At 64.8% G+C, this 18,356-nt stretch carries 17 protein-coding genes; 10 read left to right on the top strand and 7 right to left on the bottom strand.

The window, feature by feature from the left end:
* Positions 1–129 precede the first annotated feature (129 nt).
* The 4 genes from SJY40_RS13055 to SJY40_RS13040 are packed head-to-tail and all read right to left on the bottom strand — an operon-like array spanning position 130 to position 3,607.
* Positions 130–1,446: a TRAP transporter large permease subunit gene (locus tag SJY40_RS13055; RefSeq protein ID WP_378947187.1), complete on the bottom strand. Its 1,317-nt coding sequence runs from the start codon at positions 1,444–1,446 to the stop codon at positions 130–132.
* Positions 1,446–2,003 (bottom strand): TRAP transporter small permease subunit, encoded by a 558-nt coding sequence (locus tag SJY40_RS13050; protein WP_378947184.1) that lies wholly within the window; start codon positions 2,001–2,003, stop codon positions 1,446–1,448. Before SJY40_RS13050 ends, SJY40_RS13055 begins: the two co-directional genes overlap by 1 nt.
* Positions 2,004–2,057: 54 nt before the next feature.
* The gene (locus SJY40_RS13045) at positions 2,058–3,080 is read right to left on the bottom strand and encodes a TRAP transporter substrate-binding protein (RefSeq protein WP_378947182.1); all 1,023 of its coding nucleotides are present in this window, start codon (positions 3,078–3,080) and stop codon (positions 2,058–2,060) included.
* Positions 3,081–3,103: 23 nt separating this feature from the next.
* Positions 3,104–3,607 (bottom strand): gluconokinase, encoded by a 504-nt coding sequence (locus SJY40_RS13040; protein WP_378947179.1) that lies wholly within the window; start codon positions 3,605–3,607, stop codon positions 3,104–3,106.
* A gap of 115 nt (positions 3,608–3,722) precedes the next feature.
* Here SJY40_RS13040 and SJY40_RS13035 point away from each other — a divergent pair, with 115 nt between their 5' ends.
* Positions 3,723–4,745 (top strand): LacI family DNA-binding transcriptional regulator, encoded by a 1,023-nt coding sequence (locus tag SJY40_RS13035; RefSeq protein ID WP_378947176.1) that lies wholly within the window; start codon positions 3,723–3,725, stop codon positions 4,743–4,745.
* Here the strand turns inward: SJY40_RS13035 and SJY40_RS13030 are convergent.
* From SJY40_RS13030 to SJY40_RS13020, 3 genes are read right to left on the bottom strand one after another with little or no spacing between them, the layout of a single operon-like run.
* A complete protein-coding gene (locus tag SJY40_RS13030; protein WP_378947173.1) occupies positions 4,742–5,320 on the bottom strand; it encodes a DUF1190 domain-containing protein in 579 nt (192 codons plus the stop codon). The two genes, SJY40_RS13035 and SJY40_RS13030, sit on opposite strands and share 4 nt — an antisense overlap.
* 19 nt (positions 5,321–5,339) lie before the next feature.
* Positions 5,340–6,566: a glutathionylspermidine synthase family protein gene (locus tag SJY40_RS13025; RefSeq protein WP_378947170.1), complete on the bottom strand. Its 1,227-nt coding sequence runs from the start codon at positions 6,564–6,566 to the stop codon at positions 5,340–5,342.
* A gap of 41 nt (positions 6,567–6,607) precedes the next feature.
* Complete coding sequence (locus SJY40_RS13020) at positions 6,608–7,618, bottom strand: LacI family DNA-binding transcriptional regulator (protein ID WP_378947167.1); 1,011 nt, start codon at positions 7,616–7,618, stop codon at positions 6,608–6,610.
* Between the two features lie 135 nt (positions 7,619–7,753).
* On the opposite strand from SJY40_RS13020, the gene iolG reads away from it, so the two are divergent.
* The 9 genes from iolG to iolE all read left to right on the top strand — a co-directional run bounded on the left by iolG (position 7,754) and on the right by iolE (position 18,315).
* Entirely contained in the window at positions 7,754–8,758 is a 1,005-nt protein-coding gene (iolG, locus tag SJY40_RS13015; RefSeq protein WP_378947164.1) for an inositol 2-dehydrogenase, read from the top strand.
* 5 nt (positions 8,759–8,763) lie between these two features.
* On the top strand, positions 8,764–9,576 hold the full coding sequence (locus SJY40_RS13010) for a sugar phosphate isomerase/epimerase family protein (protein ID WP_378947162.1): 813 nt from the start codon (positions 8,764–8,766) through the stop codon (positions 9,574–9,576).
* An 84-nt stretch (positions 9,577–9,660) separates the two neighbouring features.
* A complete protein-coding gene (locus SJY40_RS13005) occupies positions 9,661–10,584 on the top strand; it encodes a sugar ABC transporter substrate-binding protein (protein ID WP_378947159.1) in 924 nt (307 codons plus the stop codon).
* A 66-nt stretch (positions 10,585–10,650) separates the two neighbouring features.
* Entirely contained in the window at positions 10,651–11,754 is a 1,104-nt protein-coding gene (locus SJY40_RS13000) for an ABC transporter permease (RefSeq protein ID WP_378947156.1), read from the top strand.
* Position 11,755: 1 nt separating this feature from the next.
* Positions 11,756–12,532 (top strand): ATP-binding cassette domain-containing protein, encoded by a 777-nt coding sequence (locus SJY40_RS12995; RefSeq protein WP_378947153.1) that lies wholly within the window; start codon positions 11,756–11,758, stop codon positions 12,530–12,532.
* A complete protein-coding gene (locus SJY40_RS12990; protein ID WP_378947150.1) occupies positions 12,532–13,656 on the top strand; it encodes a Gfo/Idh/MocA family protein in 1,125 nt (374 codons plus the stop codon). Before SJY40_RS12995 ends, SJY40_RS12990 begins: the two co-directional genes overlap by 1 nt.
* A complete protein-coding gene (gene iolC, locus SJY40_RS12985) occupies positions 13,643–15,562 on the top strand; it encodes a 5-dehydro-2-deoxygluconokinase (protein ID WP_378947147.1) in 1,920 nt (639 codons plus the stop codon). Before SJY40_RS12990 ends, iolC begins: the two co-directional genes overlap by 14 nt.
* The gene (gene iolD, locus SJY40_RS12980) at positions 15,559–17,388 is read left to right on the top strand and encodes a 3D-(3,5/4)-trihydroxycyclohexane-1,2-dione acylhydrolase (decyclizing) (RefSeq protein ID WP_378947145.1); all 1,830 of its coding nucleotides are present in this window, start codon (positions 15,559–15,561) and stop codon (positions 17,386–17,388) included. Before iolC ends, iolD begins: the two co-directional genes overlap by 4 nt.
* Positions 17,389–18,315: a myo-inosose-2 dehydratase gene (gene iolE, locus SJY40_RS12975; RefSeq protein WP_378947142.1), complete on the top strand. Its 927-nt coding sequence runs from the start codon at positions 17,389–17,391 to the stop codon at positions 18,313–18,315.
* The last annotated feature ends 41 nt before the right edge of the window (positions 18,316–18,356 follow it).

The raw sequence follows: 18,356 nt of genomic DNA, 5'->3' as shown, positions 1-18,356 counted from the left end.
GGCGCGCTCCGGCGGTCCATAGTCTGGGTCATGACCCAAATGCGGCGCCGGGGGAAAGGTTCCGGTGGTCGTGCCCATGGCCGGAAAAGGCGCCGGGGCCGGTGGCAAATGCCCCGGCCCCGGAAGGGATCAATAGATGGCGATCATCGGGAAGGCGATCAGCAGCCCCACCGCCAGGATCTGCAGCCCGATGAAGGGCAGAAGGGCGCGGAAGATCTCGCCCAGGGAGATGTCCGGCGGGGTGACCGACTTCAGATAGAAGGCGGCAGGCCCGAAGGGGGGCGACAGGAAGCTGACCTGCATGTTCATCGCGAACAGCACGCCGAACCAGACCGGATCGTAACCAAGGTTGACAATGATCGGCACGAAGATCGGCATGGTCAGCAGCGCGATCCCGACCCAGTCCAGGAACATGCCCAACACGAACAGGATGGCCATCATGAACAGGATGATGATCGTCGGATTGTCGCTGATGCCGGTGATCAGTTCGGACACGAAGTTGATGCCGCCCATCAGGTTGAACACCCCGACCAGCGCCGAAGCACCGATGCCGATCCAGACGATCATGCCGACGGTCTGCAGCGTCTGGATGGAAGCACCGCGCAGCAGGCCCCAGGTGAATTCGCCGCGCACGATGGTTGACAGCAGGACACCCGCCACGCCGACGGCGCTGGCCTCGGTCACCGATGCGATGCCGCCATAGATCGAACCCAGCACCATGACGACCACGACGATCGGCAGGAACAGGCCCTTGAGCAGGCGCAGCTTTTCAGCCGTCGGGACGGCGTCGGTCACGGCAGGGGGCACCGCGCCGGGGGTCAGCCAGGCGCGCATCAGTACGTAGCCGACGTAAAGCAGCGCCAGAAGACCGCCCGGCACGAAGGCCGCCGTGAACAGGTCCCCGATCGAGACGTTGGCCGTCAGGCCATAGATGATCAGCACGATCGACGGCGGAACCATGGTCCCCAGGCTGCCGCCCGCGCAAACGACGCCGATGGCCAGCTTGCGGTCATAGCCTTGCGCCAGCATCTGGGGCAGGGCGATCAGACCCAGCAGCACGACCTCGCCGCCGATGATGCCGGACATGGCGGCCAGAATGACGGCCACGAAGATGGTCTGGACAGCCACGCCGCCACGGATGCGGCCACCGATCAGGCGCATCGCCTCGAACAGGTCGCGCGCGATGCCGCTGCGGTCCAGAATCGCCGCCATCAGCACGAACATCGGCACCGAGACGAAGACGAAGCTGCTGACGAAGGAATAGACACGGCTGGTGATCAGCGGCACGACGTTCGGGCCGAACCAGCCAAGCGCGAAGATCAGCGTGACCAGCAGCGTGACGAAGGCCAGGGGAATACCCGTAACCAGAAGACCCAGAAGCATTGCGAACAGCACCAGCGTGCCGGTCTCAATGCCCAGGGATTGTAGTGAACCGAATATTTCCATCAGCGGGCCCCCATGCCCTGCCCGCGGGCATAGTTGATCGCAAGGATCACGAATTGCACTGCCATGACGATCAGGGCGACCATCAGCAGGATCTTCAGCATGCCGGGGAACGCGGGGTTCCAGGCGCTGCCGGATGTTTCAAGGTGGAAGCTGCCGTCGGGGCGCCATGCGGCGCGCTTGACCATCTGCCAAGCCGCCCATGCAAAGGCGCCGGCAGACAGCGCGCAGACCGCCGAGATCAGCAGGTCGGCCACGCGGCGCGCGGTCGGCGACAGGATGTCATAGATCAGCACGACCCGGATATGGCGGTCGCGCGACGTGCACAGCAGCCCGCCGTAGATGAACGAGATCGCGCAGAGGAACACCGTCGTCTCATGCGCCCAATTGGTCGGGCTGCCGAAGACATAGCGCAGGATGACTTCCTGAATCAGGATCAGCATCGCGACGACCAGCCCCATTGCGGGGATCAGCGCGAAGCGGTCGATCCATCTGCCCAAAAAGCCGGATTGCGCGATGGCGGCATGCTCCTCGCGCGGCATCTCATCGGATGCGGTCATGGTGTTTCCCCTCCCTCGGGTGGGGTCGGGCGCGTGGCCCGACCCGAAGCGTGTTTACTCGACCAGGCCTTTTTCGGTCAGATAGGCGGTCAGCGCGTCATAGACCCGCTGTGCGGCGGGGGACTGGCTGGCGACCTTTTCCCATTCGCCCATGGCGATACCACGGAACTTGGCGCGTTCTTCGTCGGACCAGTCGTGGATGGTGATCTTGCCACCTTCCTTGGCCGTGGCGACGGCTTCCTGATCAGCCTCGGCCAATGCGGCGATCTGGGTGCGGGCAAAGTCGGCGACCGATTGGGTCATCAACTGCTGCATGTCCTCGGGCAGGGTGTCCCACTTGTCCTTGTTCATCGAGATCTCGACCAGGGGCAGCGAGTGGAAGCCCGGATAGATCGGGTGCGGCGCGGTGTCGTTCAGACCCTGTGCCTGGTTCACCGAAAACACCGAATAATCGGCCGCGTCGATGACCTTCTTGTCCAGCGAGGTGAAGACCTCGGAGCCGGGCAGGTTCACGGGCGATGCGCCGGCGGCGGCAAAGACCGACTGGACCAGGCCTTCGGGTGCGCGCAGCTTGACGCCCTTCAGGTCATCCACGGTGTCGATCGGCACCGAGCTGACGAAAGCTTCCAGACCGGGGGTCGATGCGCCGATGAACTGCAGGCCATAGGGGTTCATGATTTCGTTCAGCAGCTCGGAGCCGCCGCCGTTTTCCACGAAGTCCAGCATCTGCTCAGGGTCCGACCATGCACCGACGGGGTTGCCCATCAGGCCGAATGCCGGGTCCTTGCCCGCGAAATAGGACAGGTCGGTGATGTGACCGTCCAGAATGCCGGTGGCGATGGCGTCCTGGGTTTCGTTATGGGCGACGATGGATTCGACGGGCAGCAGGTCGATCTCGATCTTGCCGTCCGAACGTTCCGCAACGTCCTTGGCCCAGCCCTGCTGCAGCATGAAGTTGGGGTTGCCTGCCGGGTCCGAGGACTGGAAGCGGAAGGTGTAATCGGCGGACAGCGCAGGGGCTGCCAGCGCCATCAGCGCGGTGGCGGCCATCAGGCTGCGACGGGTTATGTTGATCATTTGGTTCTCCTCCGGGTGGGTGTTCAGGCAGGCGTGGAAAGTGCCTCGGCTGCCAGTTCGATGATGCGTTCCGGCGCCAGCGCCACGCTGAGCCAAAGCGCGTTTTCCGCCCTGGCGTCAGGTGCCTGAAGCGCGGCCAGTTGGCTGTCGATCAGGCTGGTCGGCATATAGTGGTCCTTGCGGGCGTTCATGCGTTCCTCGATCACGGCACGGTCGCCATGCAGGAAGACGATGTCGATCGGGCCGGTCACGGTCCGCAGTCGGTCGCGATGCGCCAGGCCCAGTGCCGAACACGCCAGCACGGCGCGTTTGGGGGCCGCATTGACCGCCTCGCCCAGCCTGTCCAGCCAGCCCCAACGCATGTCGTCCGTCAAGGGTTGGCCGTCACGCATATGGGCGACGCTGGTGTCGTCGTGATATTCGTCGGCTTCGATGAAGTGACCGCCGAGCTGGTCCGCGATGCCTTGAGCGATGGTCGATTTGCCGACGCCGCAGATACCCATGACCAGTATCGGTCGAAAACCCATGTCGCCTGTCCTCCTGTGGTGCCATCTCCTCGATGACAGCGCAATCATGGATGACAGCGCTGTCATGCGTCAACCCCCTTACTTTTTTTGCGGAACGGGATAACGTGCCGACATCATGGAAAAAACGCGCAAGACCACTCTGTCAGATGTTGCGGCACTTGCCGATGTCAGCCCTATCACGGTGTCGCGGGCACTGCGGGACCCTGAAAAAGTGTCCCCGGATGCGCGTGCGCGAATCACCCGTGCCATCGCCCAACTGGGCTATGTCCCGAACCCTGCGGCACGGGCGTTGGCGTCGGGGCGGACGGATGTTGTGGGGGTAATCATCCCCTCGGTCAGCAACAACGTCTTTGCCGATGTGATGCGCGGGATCTACGACGGGTTGCAGGACAGCCCGCTTGGGGTGCAGCTGGGGACCACGCGCTATTCCCCCCTGACCGAGGAACAGCTGGTCCGCGTCTTCCTGTCCCAGCAGCCTGCCGGATTGATCGTGGCGGGGCATGATCAGTCGCCAGCCGCGCGTGCGCTGTTGCAGGGGGCCGAATGCCCCGTCGTGCAGATCATGGAGGTCGGTCCCCAGCCCATCGATCTGGTCGTGGGGCTGTCGCATTATCAGGCGGCCCGTGACGGGGCGCAGCATCTGCTGGACATGGGATACAAGGCACCGGCCTTTCTGGGTGCGCAGATGGACCCGCGCAGCCAGCGCCGCTTGGCAGGTTTTCGCGATTGTCTGATCGCGGCGGGCATGGGGTCCGACGATCCCGTCGTCACCACGCCCGAGCCGTCATCGGTCAGCCTGGGATGCCGTCTGTTCGCCGATCTGACCGCCACGCGCCCCCAGACCGATGCGGTGTTGTGCAACAACGACGACCTTGCGCTTGGCGTGCTGTTCGAGGCGCAGCGGCGCAACATCCGCATTCCCGACCGCCTTGGTATCTGCGGGTTCAACGACCATGAGATGATGTCCGCCGCCGAACCGCCCCTGACCTCGGTGGAAACCGACCGGTACGAAATGGGGCGCGCCGCCATCCGCCAGATCCGCGACCGGCTGGCGGGCAAGGGGCACCCGCGCGGCCATGCGGTTGATCTGGGCTATCGGCTGGTGCCGCGCGCCAGCACGGCTCGCAGGGGGGGTTAGCCGCCAAAGCTGCTGCGGCTGCCGCCGAAACCGCCGCGCGATCCGGCGGTGGCCCGCGTCATCGGCGCACGACCTGCGGTGGCGGCGGGGCGGGCGAAGTTCTGCGACCCCATCGTGGCACGGCCCGCGTTGCTGCCGAAGTTGGTGGTGCCGGTGGCATTGGTAAAGCCGCCCTGTGCGTTGCGATACATCGGCTGCGATGCCGCCATGCCCGATCCGCCACGTCCCAGCATGTTGCCGATCAGGTAACCGGCCAGCAGCGGCATGAAAATGCCGCCCGACCCGCCACTGCTGACCTGCTGTTCCTCGGACCCGCAATTGCCTTCGCCATGCTGTTCCTCGCAGACCTGCAGGCTGTCATAGCGGGGGGCGGATTCGACGTGCAGCGCCTCGGCCTCGGCAAAGGCCTTGTCGCATTCCTCGACCGAGAACAGCCCGTCCTGCGCGGCCGCAGCCTCGCAGCTGGCCATATCGGGGAAGGCCTGCGCGTCGACCTGTTCTTCGCGGCAGCCCGCGACGGTGAATGCGGCAGCGCCAAGAATGGTCAGCGCGACGGTTCTGGAACGTTTTCTCATATCCCCTCCTTAGCGCGGATCACTCCGCGATGAAATGCGGCTTGAAGCGCGACAGGTCCTGGGTGATCCGCGACCGGTCCTCGCGCATGCCGATGCCGGCGCAGGCATGGCCCACGATCCATGCGCCCACCACCGGGCGGAAGCCGTCGAATTCGGGCAGCGGGTGATAGGCCTGGACGATGCGCGGATGGCGGTCGTAATCGGTGTTCGGGCTGGTTTCAGTGACATCGCCGCCCTCGACGATGCTGATTGAGGCGCCTTCGCGCGAAAAGATCGGCTTGACCACATGGGCCGCGCGGATCTGGTCGGCGACGCGGCCAAAGGCGTCGGCCACATCGGGGGATGCCTGACCGCCCTCGACCAGCGCCTCGGCGATGTCATCGGCAAAGAAGGCCGGCAGCAGGTTCGGGTGGCCTTCGAACATCTGCCACAGGACCGGCAGCAGGCCCTTGTTGGACACGACGGCCTTCCATGCCGGTTCGATGAACAGACAGCCCGCGCCCTTGATGTGCTTTCCGAAATCATCGGCCAGCATGTCTTCCCACGGATACAGCTTGAACATCGTGCCGATGACGCGGTCCTGATCGTCCAGGAACTGCTTGTCCTTGCTGATCGCGATCTTGTTCAGGTCGCTGTAATGCGCGCCCATCCCGGCTTCGCGCGCGGCCCACGCCATCGATTCGACGGTGGCGTAATCTTCCGGCGTGTCGGGCATGGCGGTGAAATGGATGTCTGTGTTCGGCTCGAACAGGTCCTTGAAGCGTTCGATCAAGGCTTCGTGGATGCCGTTGAACTGGTCGGACCCTTCGGGCAGCACGCCCGCGGCCAGTTGGTCTTCCAGCCACTGCCACTGGAACGAGGCGCTTTCATACAGTGATGTCGGCGTGTCGGCGTTGTATTCCAACAGCTTGGCCGGACCCTTGCCGTCATAGGCAAGGTCCATGCGGCCATAGACCTCGGGTTCGTTGCGGGCCCAGCTGTCGGCTATCAGGTCGAAATGCTGTTCGGGGATGCCCAGCTTGGCCATCAACGCCTGATCGCCGACGATATGGGCCACGGCCTCACGCGTCATGGCGTGCAATTCGGTGGCCGGATCCTCCAGATCGTTTTCGATCTGCTCCAGCGTGAACTGATAGGCGGATGTTTCGTCCCAATAGGGTTCGCCATGCATATGGGCGAAGGTGAAACCGGCATCCTCGGCCTTGGCGGCCAGGTCGGGGCGTTCTGGAAGGGTGATCTTGCGCATGTGAAATACCTAGGGCCTGCCCGCCCCAAGAACCAGAGGTCTTAGCTGCTGTCGCGTGCGATAAAACGACCGGGCAGGGCGACATGGTGGGTCAGCTTGCCGTCCAGAACCTCAAGCAGGCATTCGGCCATTGCGGTGATCGGCTGGCGATAGGTTGTCAGCTGATAAGCGGGCGAGCTGGACAACGGAATGTCGTCGAACCCCGTCACCGCAATATCCTGCGGCACCCGCAGCCCAAGTCGATAGCGGATCGCATCCATCGCGCCGATGGCGATGATGTCGTTTTCGCAGACCAGCACGTCGGGCCGGCTGGCCGCGTCGCGGTCCTGCAGCAGCGCCGTCACGCGGTCGATGGCAGGGCCGAAATCATAAGCCGCCGCATTGATCGAGGGCACCACAGTGCCCGTACGTTCCAGCCAGTATTGGGTGAATGTCGATTTGCGGTGCAGCTTGGCCGATTGCGTGTCGGGACCGGCCAGAAAGACCGGGCGGTGATAGCCGCGTTCCAGCAGGTGATCGGCGATCTCTCGCATGGCGATCACATCGTCGCAGGCGATGGTCAGGGTGTCGGGGTTCTGGCTGTAGCGTGCAAAGATCACCAGCTTCTTCAGGCGTCGCGCCCCGAAGGCGGTTTCCAGCACCTTGTCGTCGAACCGGGTGCCGATCACGACAGCCGCATCGACGCGGCGCTGGCTGGCGGCCAGCAAGGCCTCGGATGCGTCGTCGCTGTCGGACATATGCACCAGCAAGGTCGCCCAGCCCCGCGACCACAGGATGCGCGTCAACCGTTCCAGCAGCACCAGCTTATGCGGGTTGTTGAAGTCGTTGGTGATCAGCGCGACCAGATTGGACCGGTCCGACGCCAAGGACGAGGCCAGCAGATCGGGCGCATAGCCCAGCCGTTCGGCGGCGGCCATGACCCTCTCGCGGCTGGTCCGCGAAATCGAGGCGTCCTTTTTGAACGCCCGCGCCACCGTCCAGCGCGACACGCCCGCAGCCGCAGCCACGTCATCAGCCGTCACGCTGCCGTCAAGATCATCCGAATTTGCCATGCCCCAGCTTAACCTGCGCGTCACCGCACCGAAAGGGCTTTGCACGCGCGTGCAGATTTTTGTTGCACGCGCGTGCAAAGTTAGGCAACGTTACGTCACAAACACTGCTGCAGATGATTCGAGGGAGGAGTCAGGATGCTGAAGGTTGCTCTGTTGGGGGCTGGCCGGATTGGTCAGGTCCACGCCAAATCCATAACGCAGACCGAATCCTGCCAGCTTGTGGCCGTGGCCGACGTGAACGTCGCCGCAGCCGAAGCGCTGGCCGCGCAGATCGGCGCCACCGCCTGCACCGTCGATCAGATCATCAATGATCCCGCCATCGACGCCGTGCTGATCGCGACATCGACCGACACCCATTCCGATCTGATCGAACGCGCCACTGCCGCCGGCAAGGCCGTGCTGTGCGAAAAGCCGGTCGATCTGTCGCTGGAACGTGCATTGTCCACGCTGGCCAAGGCCGAGGCGACGGGCAAGCCGGTCATGGTCGGTTTCAACCGCCGCTTCGATCCGAATTTCGCGGCGCTGAAGGCGTCCTTCGACAAGGGCGAGATCGGCAAGGGCGAATTGCTGTCCATCACCTCGTTCGATCCGGCCCCGCCGCCGGTCAGCTATGTCAAGGTCTCGGGCGGGTTGTTCCGTGACATGATGATCCATGATTTCGACATGGCCTGCTGGATCTTCGGCGGCGCCCCCGCCAAGGTCACCGCCACGGGTGCGGCCCTTGTGGACCCCGAAATCGGCGCTGCCGGCGATGTCGATACCGCTGCAGTGACCATGGTCTGGGATGACGGGCGCATCGCGGTCATCAAGAACTCGCGTCGCGCTGGATACGGTTACGACCAGCGCATCGAGATTCTGGGTTCGGAGGGTCTGCTGTCGGCGGCCAATGTGCTGGAAAACACCGTCCAGAAGATCACCACCGCCGGTGCCGTCAGCGCCAAGCCGGTGCATTTCTTTCTGGAACGCTATATGCGCGCCTATCAGGACGAATGGACGGCCTTCCTGGATGCGGTGCAATCGGGCGCGACCATGCCCGTGACGCTGCGTGAAGGCGTCGCCGCCCTTGCCTGCGCCGAGGCCGCGACCAAGTCGATGCAGACCGGCGAAACGGTCGCCGTCACCCCCGACATGCTGGGATGACCGCCATGCGCCCCATCGGATGCTGCACTTGGATCTTCGGCACGAATGACATCGCGGCCATCGCCGCCCGCGCCGCCCGCGCGGGTCTGGACGGTGTCGAGATCCACGGCGATCTGTCGATCGATCCGGTGCAGGCGGGGCGCATCCTGTCCGACCACAGGCTGCGGGCGTTTTCGATCACGCCGGGGGATGCCGATATCAGCCATCCCGACCTGACCATCCGGCAGGGCGCGCTGGATTATTACCGCAAGCTGGTCGATTGGGCCGTGGCAATGGGGCACGCGCCGCGGGTCGGATGCCACGGGTTGGTGCAGCGCATCCGCCCGGTCAGCGACCAGATGCAGGAAAACGACCTGCTGGTGGATAGCGTGTCGCAGATCTGCGCCATGGCCGACGCGGCCCATCTGGATGTCTGCTTCGAGATCCTCAACCGTTATGAAAGCCACCAGATCCGCAGCGTGGCCGAAGGGATAGCCTTGGCCGATGCGGTGGGGGTGGCGAACTTTTCCTTGCTGCCTGACGCATATCACATGAACATCGAGGAAACCGACCCCGCGGCCGCGCTGATGGCCGCAGGGGGACGGATCGGCCTTTATCACCTTGCCGACAGCAATCGCGGCGCGGTGGGTGATGGCCATATCGATTTCGCCGCCCAGTTCCGTGCGCTGGACGCAATTGATTACGCCGGCCCGATGATCGTCGAGCCCGCAGCCCCCGGCCCAGACCCGTTCAACACGAACAAGGGCCCCGGCTTTGAAGATACGCTCGAGGATATGCTGACCCGGTCCGTCCGGGCGATCCGCACCTTGGGCGGCTGAGATCCGCGCGCGCGAAGACGCGCCGGAATACCCCGAGGCTCATGGAGGGGCCGCGGGGATGACCTGAAACCTGGGAGGGAAGACATGACAAAATTCAAAACCGCAGTGGCAACCGCCGCGCTGATGGCGCTTGGCGCACCGGCAATGGCGCAGAACATCATCGTCGTGGCGCATGGCCAGGCGAACGATCCGTTCTGGTCGGTCGTCAAGAACGGCGCGGCCAAGGCCGGCGAACACACCGGCGCGACGGTCGATTTCCGTTCGCCCGAAACCTTTGACATGGTCGCGATGGGCCAGCTGATCGACGCCGCCGTCAATCAGGAACCCGACGGGATCGTCGTGTCGATCCCCGATGCCGATGCGCTTGGGCCGTCAATCGAACGCGCCGTCGATGCGGGCATTCCGGTGATCTCGATGAACGCGGGTTCGGATGTCGCCAAGGAACTGGGCGCGCTGCTGCATGTCGGCCAGTCGGAATTCGACGCGGGCAAGGTCGCGGGCGAAAAGCTGGCCGAAATGGGCGGCAAGAAGGGCATTTGCGTCAACCAGGAGGTCGGCAACGTCTCGCTGGACCAGCGCTGTGCCGGTTTCGCCGAAGGTTTCGGCAATCCGGTGTCGGTCGTGCCGACCCAGAACGACCCGACCGAGGTTCAGTCCAAGATCCGCGCCGCACTGGATAGCGACCCCGAGGTCGATACCGTCCTTGGTCTGGGTGCCAGCCTTGTGGGCGAACCCGCCGTGGCCGCCGTTCAGGCGCTTGGCCGCGACGACGTGATGATCGCCAGCTTCGACCTGTCGGCAGGCTTCCTGCAGGCGGTTGCCGACGGCAAGGCATCCTTCGCCATCGACCAGCAGCAGTATCTGCAGGGCTATCTGCCGGTCGCCTTCCTGGCGCTGAATGCAGAATACGGCTTGATGCCGGGCGGCGACGTGCCCTCGGGTCCGAACCTGGTGATGCAGGACGACGCAGAACAGGTGATCGAGCTGTCCGCACAGGGCATCCGCTGATCCACACCTGACGCGGCGGGCGCGTGACGCGCCCGCCCATTCCAAAAGATAGGGGGAGGGGAACCCATGGCCAATGCCACCGCATCCGCGGACGAGCGGATAAAGACCGAATCCATCACCACGCGCCTGATGAAGCGGCCAGAACTGGGGGCGATCGGCGGGGTGATCCTTGTCACGATCTTCTTCCTGATCACCGCCAGCGGCTCGATGTTCACCTTTGCCGGGATCATGAACTTTCTGACCCCCGCCGCCCAGTTGGGCATCCTCGGCATCGCTGCGGCCATGCTGATGATCGGTGGTGAATTCGACCTGTCGATCGGGTCCATGGTGGCCTTTGCCGGCATGATCTTCGGTGTGCTGGTCGTGAACATGGGCCTGCCGCTGATCTTCGCCATCCCGCTGACCATGGCTTTTGCCGGCGCAATGGGGGCCGTCAACGGTGCCATCGTCCTGCGCACCGGCCTGCCCAGCTTTATCGTCACGCTGGCTTTCCTCTTCATCCTGCGCGGTGCCTCGCTTGTCGGGCTGAAGCTGTTCACCGGCGGTTCCACCCAGCTGCGCGGCGTGCGTGACGCGGTCGAGGGCGACTGGCTGACGCCGTTCTTTTCGGGCGATGCCTTCGGCGGTGCCTTCCAGTGGATGGCCGACAAGGGCTGGATCAACTCGATGAATTCCGGCGCGCCCAAGGTTCCGGGCATCCCCGTCGAAATCCTGTGGTTCGTCGCCATCGCGGCCGTCGCCACCTTCGTTCTGCTGCGCACCCCTGCCGGCAACTGGATCTTTGCGACCGGCGGCGACAAGAACGCAGCCAGCAATTCGGGTGTGCCGGTGCGCAAGGTCAAGATCTCGCTGTTCATGCTGACCGCCTGCGCGGCGGCCATCGTGGCCATCATCACCGTGATCGACACCGGCTCGACCGATGCGCGTCGCGGCTTTATGAAAGAATTCGAGGCGATTATCGCCGCCGTCATCGGGGGCTGCCTGCTGACGGGTGGTTACGGGTCCGCCATTGGTGCCTTCTTCGGGGCGATCATCTTCGGCATGGTCACCATCGGCCTGACCTATACCGGCTTCGACCAGGACTGGTTCCAGGTCTTCCTTGGCGGCATGCTGCTGCTGGCTGTCGTCTTCAACAACGCGATCCGCAAACGCGTGACGGGGGAACGCTGATATGACCGATCCCATCATCCACATGGAAGGCATCAAGAAGCACTTCGGCAATGTCATTGCCCTGAACGGTGTGACCTTCGATGTCCGTCCCGGCGAATGCCACTGCCTGCTTGGCGACAACGGTGCCGGCAAGTTAACCTTCATCAAGACCATGTCTGGCGTCCACAAACCGACCGAAGGCAAGATCATGTTCGAGGGCAAGCCCTTGTCCTTCGACAGCCCCCGCGACGCGATGGAGGCGGGCATCGCCACCGTCTTCCAGGATCTTGCCATGATCCCGCTGATGAGCGTGACCCGCAACTTCTTTATGGGTCGCGAACCGACCAAGGGCCGCTTCATCAAGCGCTTCGATCTGGATGCTGCCAACAAGATCTGCATGGAGGAGATGCGCAAGATGGGCATCAACCTGCGTGCGCCGGATCAGGCCGTTGGCACGCTGTCGGGCGGTGAACGCCAGACCGTCGCCATCGCGCGGGCCGTCCATTTCGGCGCCAAGGTGCTGATCCTGGACGAACCGACCAGTGCGCTTGGCGTGCGCCAGACCTCGAACGTGCTGGCGACGATTGCCCGGGTGCGCAGCCAGGGCGTCGGCGTGGTCTTCATCAGCCACAACGTGCGTCACGCGCTGGCCGTGGGCGACCGCTTCACGGTGCTGAACCGCGGCCAGACCCTTGGCACCGCGCTGAAGGGCGAAATCGACGCCGCCGAACTGCAGGACCTGATGGCCGGCGGGCAGGAACTGGCCAAGCTGGAAGGCAGCCTCGGGGGGACCATCTGATGGTGCAGGCACGACCCTTGGGTGTGGCCCTGATCGGCACCGGGTTCATGGGCAAATGCCATGCGATGGCCTGGCGCAATGTCGCCACGGTCTTCGGCGGTGCCCATCCCCGGTTGCAGGTCCTGTGCGACACGCCGGATCGTGCCGCCGCCATGGCCGAACAATTCGGCTTTCAGCGCGGGACCGATGACTGGCAGCAGGCTGTCAGCGATCCCGCGGTCGATGTGGTCAGCATCACCACCCCCAACGGGCTTCACCGCCCCATGGCCGAGGCCGCGTTGCGGGCCGGCAAGCATGTCTGGCTGGAAAAGCCCATGGCGCTGACATTGGACGATGCGCGCGCCATGGCCGATCTGGCAGCACGCCATCCGGGGCAGGTGACGCTGCTGGGGTACAACTATCTGCGCAGCCCGGCCTTTCAGGCGGCGCGCAACCTGATCGCCGATGGGGCGATCGGGCGTCTGCTGGCGTTTCGCGGCGTCTATGACGAAGACTATTCCGCCGACCCGCTCCTCCCATGGTCCTGGCGGATGACTCACGGGGAAGGGGGCTTGGGTGCCCTTGGCGATCTGGGCTGCCACCTCGTGAGTCTCATGGTGGCGCTGATGGGACCGGTCGATCAGGTCACGGCGATGACCCAGATCGCGGTCCCTCAGCGCCCCTCCCCGAACGGTCCGCGCATGGTGGAAAACGACGACAGCGCCCTTGCGCTGATCCGTTTCGCCAATGGCGCGCAGGGGTCCTTTGCCACGTCCCGCGTGGCGCGGGGCCGCAAATGCCGCCTGCAATGGGAGGTTCACGGCAGCGACGGCACCCTGGTCTTCGATCAGGAAAACATGAACGAATTATGGGTCCACCGGACAGGGGATGCTGGCTTTATGCGGCATCTGTCCGGACCCGATCAGCCCGATTTCGCGGCCTTCTGCCCTGGCGCAGGCCACAACTTCGGGTTCAACGAACAGAAGGTCATCGAATGCCGCGATCTGCTGCGCGCCATCGATGGCGAAAAACCGGCCACGCCCGATTTCGCGGCGGGTCTTGAAATCGAACGGATCATTCACGCGATGGCGGCCTCGGACGGACGCCCGGTAATGATGAAGGAGGATCACCATGAAGACGCTTGATGTTGTGACGATTGGCCGAAGCTCTGTTGATCTTTACGGTCAGCAGGTTGGTGGTCGCCTTGAGGATATGGGGTCCTTTGCCAAATATATCGGCGGCAGCCCGACGAACATCGCCTGCGGGACGTCGCGTCTGGGGCTGCGTTCGGCGGTGATCACCAAGGTGGGCGACGAACACATGGGGCGCTTCATCCGTGAACAGCTGGTGCGCGAAGGCGTCGATGTGCGCGGGGTGGGCACCGATGCCGAGCGGCTGACGGCGCTGGTGATCCTTGGCATCCGCGACGAGGACAGCTTCCCGCTGATCTTCTATCGCCAGGATTGTGCCGACATGGCGCTGTCGGAAGATGACATCGACGAAGCGCTGATCGCCGACACCCGCTGCGTTCTGGCCACCGGCACGCATCTGTCGCACCCGCAGACCGAGGCTGCGGTTCTCAAGGCGCTGGATCTGGCGCGGCAGCATGGCGCCCGCACGGCGCTGGACATCGACTACCGCCCGAATTTGTGGGGCGTGGCCGGGCATGGCGATGGCGAAAGCCGCTTCGTGGAAAGCGCCGCCGTCACCGCGCGTCTGCAAAAGACGCTGCACCGCTTCGACCTGATCGTCGGCACCGAGGAAGAGTTCCACATCGCTGGCGGCACCACCGACACGCTGGCCGCCCTGCGCGCGGTCCGCGCCGTCAGCGATGCCACGCTGGTCTGCAAGCGCGGGGCGGCGGGCGCCGTGGCCTTCGAGGGCGCGATCCCCGACAGCCTTGATGCCGGTCAGGCCGGTCCCGGTTTCCCGATCGAGGTCTTCAACGTGCTGGGCGCGGGCGACGGCTTCTTTTCGGGTCTGCTGAAGGGCTGGATGGACGACGAGACATGGCCGCGCGCGCTGGAATACGCCAATGCCTGCGGGGCCTTCGCGGTCAGCCGCCACGGCTGCACCCCCGCCTATCCCAGCCTCGAGGAACTGCGCTTCTTCCTGGATCGCGGCGTGGTGCGCGCGGATCTGCGCAACGACCCCGATCTGGAACAGATCCATTGGGCGACGAACCGTCAGGGCCGGATGGGCGGCGACTGGTTGACGATGCGGGTCTTCGCCTTCGATCACCGCATCCAGCTGGAGGAGATGGAGGGATATACCCCCGCCAAGGGTGGCGACTTCAAGCAGCTGTGCCTGAAGGCCGCGTTGCAGGTGCAGGACGGGCAGGCGGGCTATGGCATCCTCTGCGACAACCGCATCGGCCGCGCGGCGCTGCATGCCGCCAGCGGCACGGGCCTGTGGATCGGACGTCCCGCCGAATGGCCGGCCTCGCGTCCGTTGACGCTGGAACCCGAACTGGGCGCCGATTGCGGGTCCCTGCAGGAATGGGCGCGCGAGAATGTCGTCAAGGTGCTGTGCTTCTGCCACCCCGACGACGATGCCGCCACCCGCGCCGAGCAGGAAGCGACGGTCGGCAAACTCTATGCCGCCGCGCGCCGCAACGGGCTGGATTTCCTGCTGGAGATCATTCCGTCCAAGGTCGGTCCGGTCGATGACGACACCACCGCGACGCTGATCAACCAGTTCTATGCCGCAGGCATCTTCCCCGACTGGTGGAAGCTGGAACCCCTGACCAGCAAGCAGGCATGGTCCAAGGCCATCGCTGCCATCGAGGCGCATGACAAGAATACCCGCGGCATCGTGGTCCTTGGCTTGGACGCCCCCGAAGACCAGCTGGCCGCCAGCTTTTCGGTCGCCGCCGAATTCCCGCTGGTGCGCGGTTTCGCCGTGGGCCGGACCATCTTTGGCAGCGTGGCCCGCGACTGGCTGGCAGGACGCATCGACGACGCGCAGGCGGTGGCCACGATGGCGCAACGCTATGAAAGACTGTGCAATATCTGGGACGATGCGCGCGCCGCATCGCAGGTGGCAGCATGACGGGTACGATCCGACTGACGGCCGCGCAGGCCATGACCCGCTGGCTGTCGGTGCAGATGACCGAGGACGGCGAACGCTTCATCGACGGGGTCTGGGCGATCTTCGGCCATGGCAACGTCGCGGGTCTGGGCGAGGCGCTGCACGGCATCGGCGACGCGCTGCCGACATGGCGCGGCCAGAACGAACAGACCATGGCCCATGCCGCCATCGCCTATGCCAAGGGGCACGGGCGCAAGCGGGCGCAGGCAATCACCGCATCCATCGGGCCGGGGGCCACGAATATGGTCACCGCCGCGGCGCTGGCGCATGTGAACCGCCTGCCGCTGCTGCTGATCCCCGGCGATGTCTTCGCCAACCGCCGCCCCGATCCCGTTTTGCAGCAGATCGAGGATTTCACCGACGGCACGGTCAGCGCCAACGACTGTTTCCGTCCGGTGGTGCGCTATTTCGACCGCATCACCCGCCCCGAGCATCTTCTCAGCGCGCTGCCGCGTGCGATGCGGGTGATGACCGATCCCGCCGATTGCGGGCCGGTCTGCCTGTCCTTCTGTCAGGACGTGCAGGCCGAGGCCTATGACTGGCCGCAGGCGTTCTTCGAACCGCGCGTCTGGCGCACACGCCGTCCCGCGCCCGATGCGCAGGAACTGGCGCAGGTGACCGACCTGATCCGCGCAGCCAAGGCGCCGGTGATCGTGGCGGGTGGCGGTGTCATCTATTCAGGCGCCGAGGCGGCGCTGGCCGATTTCGCCAGCCGCCACAACATCCCGGTGATCGAGACGCAGGCTGGCAAATCGGCGCTGGCGCAGGACCATCCGATGAACTTCGGCGCGGCAGGGGTCGATGGATCGGCTGCGGCGAATGCGGCGGCGGGCAAGGCGGATCTGGTGATCGGCATCGGCACGCGGCTGCAGGATTTCACCACCGGATCGCGGACGCTGTTTGCCAACGGGCGGTTGGTCAGCATCAACGTCCAGCCCTATGACGCCGCCAAGCACGGTTCGGTCACGCTGGTGGCCGATGCCAAGGTGGCGCTGGAACAGCTGGGCGGCGCTTTAGGCGAACACCGCGCCGATGCGCCCGATGCCGACAGCCGCGCGGCATGGCTGGCGGCGGTGGACGCGCATTGCGCAGCGCCCACGGGCGACGGGCTGCCGACCGATGCGCAGGTGATCGGCGCGGTTCAGCGGGCCTCGACGCCTTCCAGCATCGCCATGTGCGCGGCAGGCACCATGCCCGGCGCGCTGAAGCTGTTGTGGCAGCCCAGTCAGGGTGGCTATCACATGGAATACGGCTTCAGCTGCATGGGCTATGAACTGGCCGGTGCGATGGGCCTGAAGCTGGCCCGCCCCGAGCGCGAGGTTCTGTGCTTCGTGGGTGACGGCAGCTACATGATGGCCAACAGCGAATTGGCCACGGCAGCGATGCGGCGAATTCCCTTCACGGTGATCCTGACCGACAACCGCGGCTATGGCTGCATCAACCGCTTGCAGCAGGCCTGCGGCGGTGCGCCCTTCAACAACATGTATGTCGACAGCCGGATCGAGGTGCAGCCCCAGATCGATTTCGTCGCCCATGCCGGATCGATGGGCGCCCATGCCGTCAAGGCCCGCGACATCGCCGACCTTCAGGCCCAGATCGAGGCGGCACGCGGGCGCGACATCCCTACCGTCATCGTCATCGACACCACCGCCGCCGAAGGGCCCGGTTTCGGCGATGCGGGCAATTGGTGGGACGTCGCCGTCCCCGAAGTGGGCGATACGGACGCGCTGCGCCGCGCCCATCAGAACTATCTTGAACAGGCGGGCCGTCAGGCCACCGTCAACTGAGTGGACACGAACATGATTCTTTACGGCACCAACCCCATCGCCTGGTCGAATGACGATGATCACAGCATCGGCGCGCATTTGTCGCTGGATGATTGCCTGTCCGATTGCCGCACGATCGGCTTTGACGGCATCGAAAAGGGCCACAAGATGCCCAATGAAGGCAGCGCGCTGAAGGCCGCGCTTGGCGAATATGGCCTGCGCTTCGTGGGTGGCTGGCATTCGACCAACATCCTGGCCACCGGCGCGACGCTGGAAACGGAAATGGCGGCACTGGACGTGCATATCGCCATGACCAAGGGCGCGGGCAGCGATGTGGTCGTGCTGTGCGAATGCTCGAACGCGGTGCATGGCAACGATCAGGTCGCGGTGAACGACCGCCCCATCCTGTCGGATGAGGAATGGGACCGCCTGATGGAGGGGCTGAACGCGCTGGCCAGTCATGCGGCGGCGCAGGGCGTGCGCGCCTGCTATCACCATCACATGGGCACCTGCGTGGAAAGCGCCGATGATGTTGACCGCTTCATGGCGGCTGCGGGTCCTGACCTGAAGCTGCTGCTGGACACCGGCCATCTGACCTTCGCGGGCGCGGACCCCGAAGCGGTGGCACAGAAATACATGGACCGCGTCGGCCATATCCACTGCAAGAACGTCCGCGCCGACATCATGGCGCAGGTCCGCAACCAGGGTCTGTCCTTCATCGAGGGCGTGCGCCGCGGGGCCTTCACCGTGCCGGGCGACGTCGAGGGCTGCGTCGATTTCACCGCCGTGCTGAAGGTCGCCGCCAAGGCGGGCTACTCTGGCTGGCTGGTGATCGAGGCCGAACAGGACAGCGCCATCCGCGACCCGCTGCACTATCAGTCGATGGGCCACGAGGCCCTGCGCCGGATGGCACGCGACGCAGGTCTGGACCGCGACGCGGCCGCCTGATCAACATGACGCGGCCAGGGGGACGCCCCCTTCGCCGCACC

Origin of the sequence: Paracoccus sp. R86501, assembly GCF_042466435.1 — a bacterium.
Classification (GTDB): Bacteria; Pseudomonadota; Alphaproteobacteria; order Rhodobacterales; family Rhodobacteraceae; genus Paracoccus.
Note: the sequence above shows the minus strand (reverse complement) of the source record. Positions and strands in the feature narration are given on the sequence as shown.

What these genes read in the sequence shown, in the direction of transcription:
- SJY40_RS13055 (WP_378947187.1), bottom strand. Translation starts at nt 1,446, where the DNA reads ATGGAAATATTCGGTTCACTACAATCCCTGGGCATTGAGACCGGCACG.
- SJY40_RS13050 (WP_378947184.1), bottom strand. Translation starts at nt 2,003, where the DNA reads ATGACCGCATCCGATGAGATGCCGCGCGAGGAGCATGCCGCCATCGCG.
- SJY40_RS13045 (WP_378947182.1), bottom strand. Translation starts at nt 3,080, where the DNA reads ATGATCAACATAACCCGTCGCAGCCTGATGGCCGCCACCGCGCTGATG.
- SJY40_RS13040 (WP_378947179.1), bottom strand. Translation starts at nt 3,607, where the DNA reads ATGGGTTTTCGACCGATACTGGTCATGGGTATCTGCGGCGTCGGCAAA.
- SJY40_RS13035 (WP_378947176.1), top strand. Translation starts at nt 3,723, where the DNA reads ATGGAAAAAACGCGCAAGACCACTCTGTCAGATGTTGCGGCACTTGCC.
- SJY40_RS13030 (WP_378947173.1), bottom strand. Translation starts at nt 5,320, where the DNA reads ATGAGAAAACGTTCCAGAACCGTCGCGCTGACCATTCTTGGCGCTGCC.
- SJY40_RS13025 (WP_378947170.1), bottom strand. Translation starts at nt 6,566, where the DNA reads ATGCGCAAGATCACCCTTCCAGAACGCCCCGACCTGGCCGCCAAGGCC.
- SJY40_RS13020 (WP_378947167.1), bottom strand. Translation starts at nt 7,618, where the DNA reads ATGGCAAATTCGGATGATCTTGACGGCAGCGTGACGGCTGATGACGTG.
- iolG (WP_378947164.1), top strand. Translation starts at nt 7,754, where the DNA reads ATGCTGAAGGTTGCTCTGTTGGGGGCTGGCCGGATTGGTCAGGTCCAC.
- SJY40_RS13010 (WP_378947162.1), top strand. Translation starts at nt 8,764, where the DNA reads ATGCGCCCCATCGGATGCTGCACTTGGATCTTCGGCACGAATGACATC.
- SJY40_RS13005 (WP_378947159.1), top strand. Translation starts at nt 9,661, where the DNA reads ATGACAAAATTCAAAACCGCAGTGGCAACCGCCGCGCTGATGGCGCTT.
- SJY40_RS13000 (WP_378947156.1), top strand. Translation starts at nt 10,651, where the DNA reads ATGGCCAATGCCACCGCATCCGCGGACGAGCGGATAAAGACCGAATCC.
- SJY40_RS12995 (WP_378947153.1), top strand. Translation starts at nt 11,756, where the DNA reads ATGACCGATCCCATCATCCACATGGAAGGCATCAAGAAGCACTTCGGC.
- SJY40_RS12990 (WP_378947150.1), top strand. Translation starts at nt 12,532, where the DNA reads ATGGTGCAGGCACGACCCTTGGGTGTGGCCCTGATCGGCACCGGGTTC.
- iolC (WP_378947147.1), top strand. Translation starts at nt 13,643, where the DNA reads ATGAAGACGCTTGATGTTGTGACGATTGGCCGAAGCTCTGTTGATCTT.
- iolD (WP_378947145.1), top strand. Translation starts at nt 15,559, where the DNA reads ATGACGGGTACGATCCGACTGACGGCCGCGCAGGCCATGACCCGCTGG.